This is a genomic window from Burkholderia sp. Ac-20353 (assembly GCF_017104785.1).
Lineage (GTDB): Bacteria > Pseudomonadota > Gammaproteobacteria > Burkholderiales > Burkholderiaceae > Burkholderia.
This window is the reverse complement of the sequence record NZ_JAAGPL010000083.1, coordinates 24,261-35,472: the sequence shown is the minus strand read 5'-3', so window position 1 is coordinate 35,472 and position 11,212 is coordinate 24,261. Positions and strand designations below refer to the sequence as shown.

Here is an 11,212-nt window from a genome sequence, read left to right as displayed (position 1 = left end):
CTGCCCGCCGCGCGGTTCGCGTGCGCCCGCGCACTGCTGCGCATGCCGCTCGTCGGCAGTGCGTTGAGCCGGTTCGCCGCCGCGCGATGGTGCCGTTCGCTCGCGACATTGCTCGGCGCCGGCGTGCCGCTCGCGGATGCGTTCGCAACGCTCGAACGCACGGCCGGCCATCCCGTCTACGAGCAGGCCACCGCGCGCATCGCCGCGCGCGTGCTGCACGGCGCGCGTCTTGCCGACGCGATGCAGGCGGCCGGCTGCTTCCCGGACGATGTCGTCCAGCCGATCGCCGTCGCGGAAGAAACCGGCGCGCTCGACACGATGCTCGTCGACATCGCGACGCTGTGCGAACGCCAGCTCGATGCGCATCTCGATACGCTCGCCGCGCTCGGCGAGCCACTGATCGTGATCGTGCTGGGCGCGCTGGTGGGCAGCCTGGTCGTCGCGATGTACCTGCCCATCCTTCAGCTCGGCAACGTGGTGTAGCATCGCAACCGAATCTGTCGCCTTTTAGCCCGATCGACCCGCTACATGATGCCCATGCCCCTGTCTGCCGCCCCCGCGTTGCCCGTGCTGGCAATGCTGCCGCCTGCCGCGCAGTATGCGTTCGCCGCCGTGTTCGGACTCTGCATCGGCAGCTTCGTCAACGTCGTCGTTCACCGGCTGCCCGTGATGATGGAGCGCGCGTGGCGGACAGAAGTCGCCGAAGCAACGGGCGCGAGCGCAGAGCCCGACGACGACGGCTACCCGCCGCGCTACGATCTGTGGCATCCGCGCAGTGCGTGCCCGCATTGCGGCCACGTGCTGCGGGCATGGGAAAACATCCCGCTCGTCAGCTACCTGCTGCAACGCGGACGCTGCCGTCAGTGCGGCCACGCAATCGGCATACGCTACCCGCTGATCGAACTGGCGGGCTCGCTGCTCGCCGCCGGCTCGCTCTCGACATTCGGGCCGACCTTCGCCGCGCTCGCCGCATTCGGCCTGTGCGCCGCGCTGCTCGCGATGAGCGCGATCGACATCCGGACCGGCTACCTGCCCGATTCGATGACGCTGCCGCTCCTGTGGGCCGGGCTCGCGCTGAATCTCGGCGGCACGTTCACGTCGCTGCGCGCGGCCGTGATCGGCGCGATGGCCGGCTACCTGTTCCTGTGGTCGATCTATTGGCTGTTCAAGTGGCTGCGCGGCATCGAAGGGATCGGCTTCGGCGACCTGAAACTGCTTGCCGCGCTCGGTGCGTGGATGGGCTGGGCCGCGCTGCCGCAGGTCGTGCTGTTCGCGGCGGTGACGGGCGCGATCGTCGGGCTCGTCGCGACGTGGCGCGGCCGCATGCGTTTCGAAGAGCCGATTCCGTTCGGCCCGTTTCTAGCGGCTGGCGGTGCCGCGACGCTGTTCTTCGGCACCCCTTTCTATTCGGCGCTTGGAGGCTGACATGTTTGCAGTAGGACTCACCGGCGGGATCGGCAGCGGCAAGACCACGGTCGCGGACCTGTTCGCGGCCCGCGGCGCGTCGATCGTCGACACCGACCTGATCGCCCATCGCATCACCGCGCCCGGCGGGCTCGCGATGCCGGCGATCGCGAAGGCGTTCGGTGCGGATTTCGTCGCGGCGGACGGCTCGCTCGACCGCGCGAAGATGCGCACGCTGATCTTCAGCGACGACGCGGCACGGCGTCGCCTCGAAGCGATCACGCATCCGCTGATCCGCGCGGAAACCGACCGCGAAGGCCGGGAAGCGCAAGGCGCGTACGTGATGTACGTGGTCCCGCTGCTCGTCGAGTCAGGCAACTGGAAGGCGCGGGTCGATCGCGTGCTCGTCGTCGATTGCGACGTCGAAACCCAGATTGCGCGCGTGATGCGGCGCAACGCATTCACACGCGAGCAGGTCGAGGCGATCGTCGCGCGGCAAGCGACGCGCGACGCGCGTCTCGCCGCAGCCGACGACGTGATCGTCAACGATGCGACGACGCCCGCTGCGCTCGCCGCGGAGGTCGATGTGCTGCACCAGCGCTATCTCGCGTACTCGTCAGACGAAAAGTGATCGCCGCATCGCGGCGTCGCGCATGCGCCGCGCGCGCGATGGCGTACGAAATTGGCGCTTGGCCAGGGTAGACAGTGCGCATTAGAATGTCCTGCATTGTTTCATTCCCTACGCAAGAGGCGAGCGCGCTTGATCCTTTACGAGTATCCGTTCAATGAGCGAATTCGCACGTTGCTGCGCCTCGAAGACCTGTTCGAGCGCTTCGCGTTCTTTTTGGCTCAAGAGGACGCGCGGGAACATCATGTCGCGCTGACGACGCTGTTCGAGATCGCCGAAGTAACGGGCCGTGCGGACCTGAAATCGGAGCTGATGAAGGAGCTCGAGCGGCAGCGCCAGACGCTCGCTCCGTTTCGCGGCAATCCCGGCATCGAACAGAACGCGCTCGAAGCCGTGCTCGGCGAAATCGAGCAGACGCTCGCGAATCTCGCGCAAATGCAAGGCAAGACCGGCCAGCATCTGGTCGACAACGAATGGCTTGCGAGCATCCGCAGCCGCGCGGTGATTCCGGGTGGCACGTGCAAATTCGATCTGCCGTCGTACTACGCATGGCAGCAGTGGCCTGCCGAACAGCGGCGTCAGGACATCGCGAAGTGGATCATGCCACTGCTGCCGCTGCGTGACGCTGTGGCGATCGTGCTGCGCCTCGCGCGCGAATCGGGCCAGGCATCGAAGGTGATGGCGACGCAGGGCAGCTACCAGCAGATGCTCTCCGGCCGGAGCTATCAACTGATGCAGGTGCGCGTGGCGCCGGAATTGCGCGTGATTCCCGAAGCGAGCGCGAACAAGTACATGCTGTGGGTGCGCTTCACGATGCAGGACGGCGACGTGCGGCCACGCGCGGTCGACATGGATGTGCCGTTCCACCTGACCCTGTGCAATCTGTAACGGCCGAGTGCCGAATCGACGTTCTCGTATGGTTACCGTTGTGAAATGTCCGTCGTGCGGCGCCGAAGTGCGCTGGACGCCTGAAAATCGCTTCCGTCCCTTCTGTTCCGCCCGCTGCAAGCAGCTCGATCTCGGCGCATGGGCAGCCGAAAAGTATCGGATCGGCAGCAATTCGGACGATGCTCCGTTGTCCGAGGAAGACGGCACGGACGGCAACCGCAACAGCTGAGCGGCCCTGCACCACCGACCGCGTGATCGCGATGCGGGCCCGCCCGTGCGGGCAGGCCCCTGACATCAGCGTTGCGCTTCGTCCTTCGCGAGCAGTTCCAGGATCGGCAGCGCCGCGGGCAACAGCGGCGCGACGTCGACCGGCAGGTGCTGCCAGACGAACGCCTGCCCTTCCTTGCTGTGCGGCTCGCCCGTCCAGCCCGTCACCTTGCAGAAATAGAGCCGCACGTATGCGTGCGGATAATCGTGCTCGAGCGTATGCCAGCGATGGCACGCAGTGACGACGATGCCGAGTTCCTCGTGCAGTTCGCGCGCGAGCGCGTCCTCGACGCTTTCCCCGGCCTCCAGCTTGCCGCCCGGAAACTCCCAATAGCCTTCATACGGCTTGCCGAGCAGGCGCTGCGCGAGCAGATACCGGCCGTCCGGCTGCACCATGATGCCGACCGCGACCTCGGTCACCTTGCGGCCGTCGGGCGCGTGCACGGCGCCTTGTGCGATGTCCGTGCTCATGCCTGCTCCTTGCGGCCCGACCAGTCGCGCGCGAACTGCCACGCGACGCGCCCCGAGCGCGAACCACGCTCGAGCGCCCAAACGAGCGCGTCTCCGCGCGCCGTTTCGATCTCCGCATGGTCGCAGCCGAAATGGCGCAGCCAGTGCGCGACGATCCCGAGGTAGTCGTCCTGCTTGAACGGATAGAAGCTGACCCACAGGCCGAAGCGCTCGGACAGCGAAATCTTCTCCTCGACGACTTCGCCCGGATGGATCTCACCGTCCGGCAGGTGCTTGTACGTCTCGTTGTCGCTCATGTACTCGGGCAGCAGATGGCGGCGGTTCGACGTCGCGTAGATCAGCACGTTGTCCGATTGCGCGGCCACCGACCCGTCGAGCGCGACCTTCAGCGCCTTGTAGCCCGACTCGCCTTCCTCGAACGACAGGTCGTCGCAGAACACGATGAAGCGCTCGGCGCGCTGCGCGATCAGGTCGACGATGTCGCCGAGATCGTGCAGGTCGTCCTTGTCGACTTCGATCAGGCGCAGCCCGTCCTGCGCGTGCGCGTTCAGGCACGCCTTGATCAGCGACGACTTGCCGGTGCCGCGCGCACCCGTCAGCAGCACGTTGTTGGCCGGCTTCTGCTGCACGAACTGCCGCGTGTTCTGCTCGATCAGCGCCTTCTGGCGATCGATGTTGTGCAGGTCGGCGAGCGTGATCGTCGATGCGGCCGGCACCGGCTGCAGGTAGCCGCGCCCCTGGCGCTTGCGCCAGCGGAACGCGTGCGCGGCGTTCCAGTCGACGGCCGCCGGCGCCGGCGGCAGCATCGCCTCGAGCCGGCCGAGCAGCGCTTCCGCGCGCGTCAGAAACTGTTCGAGCTTGTCCATGATGGTCGTGCGCCCCCGTTTCAGGAGCGGTAGTCTGCGTTGATGCTCACGTAGTCGTGCGACAGGTCGCACGTCCAGATCGTCGCCTGCGCGTCGCCGCGGCCGAGCAGCACGCGGATCGTGATCTCGCTCTGCTTCATCACGCGCTGGCCGTCCTCTTCCTGGTAGGCCGGGTTGCGGCCGCCCGCTTTCGCGACCAGCACGTCGTCGAGATACAGGTCGATCTTGCCGACGTCGAGATCGGTGACGCCCGCATAGCCGATCGCCGCGAGAATGCGGCCGAGGTTCGGGTCCGACGCGTAGAACGCGGTCTTCACGAGCGGCGAATGGCCGATCGCATACGCGATCTGGCGGCATTCGGCGACGCTCTTGCCGCCTTCGACCTGCACCGTCATGAATTTCGTCGCGCCTTCGCCGTCGCGCACGATCAGCTGCGACAGCACCTGCGCGACTTCGGTCACGGCATCGCGCAGCGCCGCGTAGGCGGGCGAATCGGTCGACGTGATCGCCGGCAGCGTGCTCTTGCCGGACGCGACCAGGATGAACGAGTCGTTCGTCGACGTATCGCCGTCGATCGTGATGCAGTTGAACGAGCGGTCCGCCACTTCCTTCACGAGTGCGTCGAGCACCGGCTGCGCGACGTTCGCATCGAACGCGAGGAAGCCGAGCATCGTTGCCATGTTCGGCTTGATCATGCCCGCGCCCTTGCTGATGCCGGTCAGCGTGACCGTGTGACCGTCGATCGTCACCTGACGCGACGTCGCCTTCGGCAGCGTGTCGGTCGTCATGATCGCCTGCGCCGCGTCGTACCAGTGCGCGGCCTGGCGGTTCGCGAGCGCAGCCGGCAGGCCGGCCTTCAGGCGGTCGATCGGCAGCGGCTCGAGGATCACGCCCGTCGAGAACGGCAGCACCTGCGACGGCTCGATGCCGGCGAGGCGTGCAAGTTCCGCACAAGTTTCGCGTGCGTGCGCGAGGCCCGGCTCGCCGGTGCCCGCGTTCGCATTGCCGGTGTTCACGACCAGCGCGCGGATGCCCGCGCCGCCAGCACGCACGTTTGCCAGATGCTCGCGGCACACGGTTACGGGCGCGGCGCAGAAGCGGTTCTCGGTGAACACGCCCGCGACCGTCGCGCCTTCCTCGACGGAAATGACCAGCACGTCCTTGCGGTTCGGCTTGCGAATGTTCGCCTCCGCCCAGCCCAGCGTGACGCCGGCGACGGGATGCAGTTGGGCGGGATCGATCGACGGAAAATTGACAGCCATGTGGAGCACCTGCCGGAAGGAAAATGCCGGCGCGCGCCGGCATCGATTTAACGAACCGGCGGCCGCACGCGCGGGCCGCCGCTACTCACTAACACCCATCAACGCTACAAACGACGCGGCGCGCTCATCGCGCGCCGCCTTCGATCACGACAGCTTGCCGTGACAGTGCTTGTACTTCTTGCCGCTGCCGCACGGGCACGGATCGTTGCGCCCGACCTTCGGCATCTCGCCGCCAGGGCCGCTGTGGGTCATCGCGCTGCCGACCATCTCGGCCGTCGCAGCCGCGACAGCCGCACCGCCGGCTACCGGCGCGCCGGCTTCGGCAAACTCGGCATGCTGGTACTCGACGTTATCGAGATTGCCGCTGCCGCGCTCCTCGATCTGCTCGGCCGCTTCCTCGAGCTGCTCCGGCGACTGGATCTGCACGTTCATCACGATCCGCGTGACTTCCTGCTTGATCGCCTCGAGCATCGCGGCGAACAGCTCGAATGCCTCGCGCTTGTATTCCTGCTTCGGGTTCTTCTGCGCATAGCCGCGCAGGTGGATGCCCTGGCGCAGGTGGTCGAGCGCCGCGAGGTGCTCGCGCCACAGGCGGTCGACCGCCTGCAGCATCACCGAACGCTCGAACGCGCTGAACGATTCGCGGCCGACCAGCGCGACCTTCGACTCGTATTGCTCGTTGGCCGAAGTCGTTACCGCGTCGTGAATCTCGTCGGCCGTGATCGACGACGACTCGTTCACCATTTCCTGGACCGCGAGATCGAGCTGCCAGTCGTTGCGCAGCGCTTCCTCGAGCTCGGGGACATCCCACTGCTCCTCGATGCTGCCCGCCGGCACGAACTGGCGGACCACCTCGCCGATCACGCTGTGACGCATCGCGGTGATGGTCTCGGTGATGTCGTGTGCTTCGAGCAGCTCGTTGCGCTGCTGGTAGATCACCTTGCGCTGGTCGTTCGACACGTCGTCGTATTCGAGCAGCTGCTTGCGGATGTCGAAGTTGCGCGCCTCGACCTTGCGCTGCGCGGATTCGATCGAGCGCGTGACGATGCCGGCCTCGATCGCCTCGCCTTCGGGCATCTTCAGGCGGTCCATGATCGAGCGCACGCGGTCGCCCGCGAAGATGCGCAGCAGCGGATCGTCGAGCGACAGGTAGAAGCGCGACGAGCCCGGATCGCCCTGGCGGCCCGCACGGCCGCGCAGCTGGTTGTCGATCCGGCGCGATTCGTGACGCTCGGTGCCGATGATGTGCAGGCCGCCCGCGGCCTTCACCTGCTCGTGCAGCGTTTCCCACTCGTCATGAAGCTGCTGGATGCGGCGCGCCTTTTCATCGGCCGGGATCGACTCGTCGGCCTCGATGAACGCGGCCTGCTTCTCGGCATTGCCGCCGAGCACGATGTCGGTACCGCGGCCCGCCATGTTGGTCGCGATCGTGACGCGCTGCGGACGGCCCGCCTCGGCAACGATCGCCGCTTCGCGCGCGTGCTGCTTCGCGTTCAGCACCTCGTGCGGCAGCCCGGCCTGCTTCAGCAGGTGCGACAGCAGCTCGGAGTTCTCGATCGACGTCGTGCCGACCAGCACCGGCTGGCCGCGCTCGTAGCACTCGCGAATGTCGCGGATCACCGCGTCGTAGCGCTCCTTGGCCGTCTTGTAGATCTGGTCCTGCTTGTCGATCCGCTTCGGCGGACGGTTGGTCGGGATCACGACCGTTTCGAGGCCGTAGATCTCGTTGAATTCGTACGCTTCGGTGTCCGCGGTGCCGGTCATGCCCGCCAGCTTCGCGTACATCCGGAAGTAGTTCTGGAACGTGATCGACGCGAGCGTCTGGTTCTCGCTCTGGATCTTCACGTGCTCCTTCGCCTCGACCGCCTGGTGCAGGCCGTCGGACCAGCGGCGGCCCGCCATCAGGCGGCCCGTGAATTCGTCGACGATGACCACCTCGCCGTTCTGCACGACGTAGTGCTGGTCCTTGTGGAACAGCGTGTGCGCGCGCAGCGCCGCGTACACATGGTGCATCAGCGTGATGTTCTGCGGCGCGTACAGGCTTTCACCCTCGCCGATCAGGCCCCATTCGGAGAGCAGGCGCTCGGCCTTCTCGTGGCCCGATTCCGTCAGGAACACCTGGCGCGACTTCTCGTCGAGCGTGTAGTCGCCCGGCTTCTCGACGCCCGTGCCGTCGGCCTTCTCCTCGCCGATCTGGCGCTCGAGCAGCGGCGGCAGCGCGTTCATCCGCACATACAGCTCGGTGTGGTCTTCGGCCTGGCCCGAGATGATCAGCGGCGTACGCGCTTCGTCGATCAGGATCGAGTCGACCTCGTCGACCACCGAGAAATTGAGCGAGCGCTGCACGCGGGAGCCGGTCTCGTAGACCATGTTGTCGCGCAGGTAGTCGAAGCCGAACTCGTTGTTCGTGCCGTACGTGATGTCGGCCGCGTAAGCCTGCTGCTTCTGCTCGTGCTCCATGCCGGACAGGTTGATGCCGACCGACAGACCGAGGAAGTTGTAGAGGCGCGCCATCCACTCGGCGTCACGCTGCGCGAGGTAGTCGTTGACCGTCACGACGTGCACGCCGCGGCCCGTCAGCGCGTTCAGGTACACCGGAAGCGTCGCGACGAGCGTCTTGCCTTCGCCGGTGCGCATTTCGGCGATCTTGCCGTAGTGGAGCACCATGCCGCCGATCATCTGCACGTCGAAGTGGCGCATCTTCAGCACCCGGCGGCTCGCCTCGCGGCAGACCGCGAACGCCTCCGGCAGCAGCTTGTCGAGCGATTCGCCGGCCGCGATCCGCTGGCGGAACTCGTCCGTCTTGCCGCGCAACTGGTCGTCCGTCAGCTTCTCGATCTGCGTTTCGAGCGCATTGATCGCCGCGACGGTCTTTTGATATTGCTTGACGAGCCGCTGGTTGCGGCTGCCAAAAATTTTCTGGAGAAAACCGGTTGTCATCGGATCGGATCCTGCGTCGCAGCACCGGCGCCCGGCGCGTGTTGCGCGCCCCGACGCCCGAGCCTCGGCGGCTTAGCGTATGAGTGGATTCAAACATCGAATTTTAGCACGCGGGGGAGCATGCGCCCGTGTCACGGCCTGACGGCCGACGTGCTCCGGCGACCGGCGCCGCGCGGCGAAAGCCCGGCGCACACGCGCCGCGGCGGTTACAATCGGCGTCAACGTCCGCGTGCCCGCGCGCCTGAAGAATGCCTCGATGAACCGATTTTCCAAGCGTTTCGGCCCGCTCGCCGCGCATCGCCCGCAGCCCGTGTCGGAGCTGCTCAAGCACACCGACGCGTTTGCGGCGCTGCGCGCGGGCGTCGAGCAGGTCGCAGCCCTCCAGCGCGACCTCGCCGCGCTGCTGCCCGACTACCTCGCGACCCACATCGAGCCGGGCTCCATCAAGGACGGCACCCTGACCCTGTTTGCCGCGCACAACGCGCTGGCCGCCCGGCTGCGGCAGGTCGAACCGCGGCTGCTCGCGGATCTCCAGCGGCGCGGCTGGCCGGTGGCGACGCTGCGCGTGCGCGTGCGGCCGAAGGACGCGCCGGAACCGGCGCCCGTCAAGCAGGCGCGGATGACGCCCGTGGGCGCGGCCGCGCTGCGCGACCTCGCCGAGCATCTCGAGCCGTCGCCGCTGCAGGCTGCGCTCGCGCGCATGGCCGCCCGGCATGGCGGCAAGGCGCCAAGCTGACGCTGCGCGGCCGTCACGCCATAAACGCAAAAGCGGCCCGAAGGCCGCTTTTTTCATGGGTGCGCAGTATGCGCGCCGCTCAAGCGAATGCCGTCTGCGTATCGAACGCGAAGCCACTCGGCGCGGACTGCGGATCGTCGAACGTCACGATCTCGTATGCGTCCTCGTGCGCGAGCAGTTCGCGCAGCAGCGCGTTGTTGAGCCCGTGGCCCGACTTGTACGCGGTGTACGACGCCAGCAGCGGATGGCCGACCACGTAAAGGTCGCCGATCGCGTCGAGCATCTTGTGCTTCACGAACTCGTCGTCGTAGCGCAGCCCGTCGTTGTTCAGGATGCGGTACTCGTCGAGCACGATCGCATTGTCCATGCTGCCGCCGCGCGCGAGGCCCATCTCGCGCAGCATCTCGGCTTCGTGTGCGAAGCCGAACGTGCGTGCGCGCGCGATCTCGCGCACATACGACGTGTTCGCGAAATCGACCTCGAGCTCCTGCCCCGTCTTGTCGACGGCCGGGTGGCGGAAGTCGATCGTGAACTTCAGCTTGAAGCCGAAATACGGGTCGAGACGCGCGAACTTGTCGCCGTCGCGGATTTCGACCGGCTTCTTCACCTTGATGAAGCGCTTCGGCGCGTTCTGCTCCTCAATGCCGGCCGACTGGATCAGGAACACGAAGGTCGCCGCGCTGCCGTCCATGATCGGGATTTCCTCGGCCGTCACGTCGACATAGAGATTGTCGATGCCGAGGCCCGCGCATGCCGACATCAGGTGCTCGACGGTCGACACGCGCACGCCATCCTTCTGCAGCACCGACGCGAGCCGCGTGTCGCCGATCGACATCGCCGAGGCCGGGATGTCGACGGGTGTCGGCAGGTCGACGCGCGAAAACACGATGCCCGTGCCCGGCGCGGCGGGACGGAGCGTCAGTTCGATCTTGCGACCCGAGTGGACACCGATGCCCACGGTCTTCACGATCGATTTGATGGTGCGCTGCTTCAGCATGATGTTCTTCGTCTTGATTGAAAATATCAATCAGGAGTTATATTCGATAGACGAGATTATAGCGCAATTCCCTATTCCGCGTTGTTTGAAACTGCGTATCAATCTGTTTCCGCTGTTTACCCGTGCCGATACGGGACGGGCCGATGCCCGGAACGGAGGCGTTTCCGGTCATCAGCCCGTGTTACAACTACCCTGCGGCCGATACGCAACGTTGCCTGCAGGCAACGGCGCATCGCGCAATCAGGACTTCAACGTCGCCAGCACACTCGCCGCATCGCTCACTTCGAATTTGCCCGGTGCTTCGACGGCCAGCGTCTTGACCACACCGTCGTCGACCACCATCGCGTAGCGCAGGGAGCGAATCCCCATGCCACGCGCGGACAAATCCTGCGTCAGCCCCAGCGCATGAGTGAAAGCCGCGCTGCCGTCCGCCATCATGCGCACCTTGCCCGCGGTGTGCAGATCACGTCCCCAAGCGCCCATCACGAATGCGTCGTTGACGGACACGCACCAGATCTCGTCGATGCCCGCCGCGCGCAAAGGCTCGGCGTGCTCGACATAGCCCGGCACATGCTGCGCTGAACAGGTCGGCGTGAAAGCGCCCGGCAATCCGAAGATCACCACCCGCTTGCCCGCCGTCTGCTCGCGCACGCTGCGGGCGTTCGGCCCCAGCGTGCAGCCTGCCTGCGCGTCGTCGATGAACTCGAACAACTGCGCATCGGGCAGCGCGTCGCCCACTTGAATCATGGCTGG

At 66.4% G+C, this 11,212-nt stretch carries 12 protein-coding genes; 6 read left to right on the top strand and 6 right to left on the bottom strand.

The window, feature by feature from the left end; genetic code table 11:
• The 5 genes from G3N94_RS22800 to G3N94_RS22780 form a co-directional block, all read left to right on the top strand.
• A partial coding sequence (locus G3N94_RS22800) for a type II secretion system F family protein (RefSeq protein ID WP_205794823.1) occupies window positions 1–483 on the top strand: 483 nt, incomplete at its 5' end.
• A 45-nt stretch (window positions 484–528) separates the two neighbouring features.
• The gene (locus G3N94_RS22795; protein ID WP_205794822.1) at window positions 529–1,425 is read left to right on the top strand and encodes an A24 family peptidase; all 897 of its coding nucleotides are present in this window, start codon (window positions 529–531) and stop codon (window positions 1,423–1,425) included.
• A 1-nt stretch (window position 1,426) separates the two neighbouring features.
• The gene (gene coaE / locus G3N94_RS22790; protein ID WP_205794821.1) at window positions 1,427–2,035 is read left to right on the top strand and encodes a dephospho-CoA kinase; all 609 of its coding nucleotides are present in this window, start codon (window positions 1,427–1,429) and stop codon (window positions 2,033–2,035) included.
• Between the two features lie 129 nt (window positions 2,036–2,164).
• On the top strand, window positions 2,165–2,920 hold the full coding sequence (gene zapD, locus G3N94_RS22785; RefSeq protein WP_205794820.1) for a cell division protein ZapD: 756 nt from the start codon (window positions 2,165–2,167) through the stop codon (window positions 2,918–2,920).
• Between the two features lie 28 nt (window positions 2,921–2,948).
• Window positions 2,949–3,149: a DNA gyrase inhibitor YacG gene (locus tag G3N94_RS22780; protein WP_124600035.1), complete on the top strand. Its 201-nt coding sequence runs from the start codon at window positions 2,949–2,951 to the stop codon at window positions 3,147–3,149.
• A gap of 65 nt (window positions 3,150–3,214) precedes the next feature.
• Here G3N94_RS22780 and G3N94_RS22775 read toward each other — a convergent pair whose 3' ends face one another.
• The 4 genes from G3N94_RS22775 to secA form a co-directional block, all read right to left on the bottom strand.
• A complete protein-coding gene (locus G3N94_RS22775; RefSeq protein WP_205794819.1) occupies window positions 3,215–3,658 on the bottom strand; it encodes an NUDIX domain-containing protein in 444 nt (147 codons plus the stop codon).
• A complete protein-coding gene (locus tag G3N94_RS22770) occupies window positions 3,655–4,524 on the bottom strand; it encodes an ATP-binding protein (RefSeq protein WP_205794818.1) in 870 nt (289 codons plus the stop codon). Before G3N94_RS22770 ends, G3N94_RS22775 begins: the two co-directional genes overlap by 4 nt.
• A gap of 20 nt (window positions 4,525–4,544) precedes the next feature.
• Window positions 4,545–5,786: a bifunctional glutamate N-acetyltransferase/amino-acid acetyltransferase ArgJ gene (gene argJ / locus G3N94_RS22765; protein ID WP_205794817.1), complete on the bottom strand. Its 1,242-nt coding sequence runs from the start codon at window positions 5,784–5,786 to the stop codon at window positions 4,545–4,547.
• Between the two features lie 144 nt (window positions 5,787–5,930).
• The gene (gene secA, locus G3N94_RS22760; RefSeq protein WP_205794816.1) at window positions 5,931–8,726 is read right to left on the bottom strand and encodes a preprotein translocase subunit SecA; all 2,796 of its coding nucleotides are present in this window, start codon (window positions 8,724–8,726) and stop codon (window positions 5,931–5,933) included.
• Window positions 8,727–8,982: 256 nt separating this feature from the next.
• Here secA and G3N94_RS22755 point away from each other — a divergent pair, with 256 nt between their 5' ends.
• Window positions 8,983–9,462, top strand: a complete 480-nt coding sequence (locus G3N94_RS22755; protein ID WP_205794815.1) for a DUF721 domain-containing protein — start codon at window positions 8,983–8,985, stop codon at window positions 9,460–9,462.
• Window positions 9,463–9,541: 79 nt separating this feature from the next.
• Here G3N94_RS22755 and lpxC read toward each other — a convergent pair whose 3' ends face one another.
• Together lpxC and G3N94_RS22745 are read right to left on the bottom strand one after the other, a co-directional pair.
• Window positions 9,542–10,459: a UDP-3-O-acyl-N-acetylglucosamine deacetylase gene (lpxC, locus tag G3N94_RS22750; RefSeq protein WP_124599915.1), complete on the bottom strand. Its 918-nt coding sequence runs from the start codon at window positions 10,457–10,459 to the stop codon at window positions 9,542–9,544.
• A gap of 240 nt (window positions 10,460–10,699) precedes the next feature.
• A complete protein-coding gene (locus G3N94_RS22745) occupies window positions 10,700–11,206 on the bottom strand; it encodes a peroxiredoxin (RefSeq protein WP_205794814.1) in 507 nt (168 codons plus the stop codon).
• Between the last annotated feature and the right edge of the window lie 6 nt (window positions 11,207–11,212).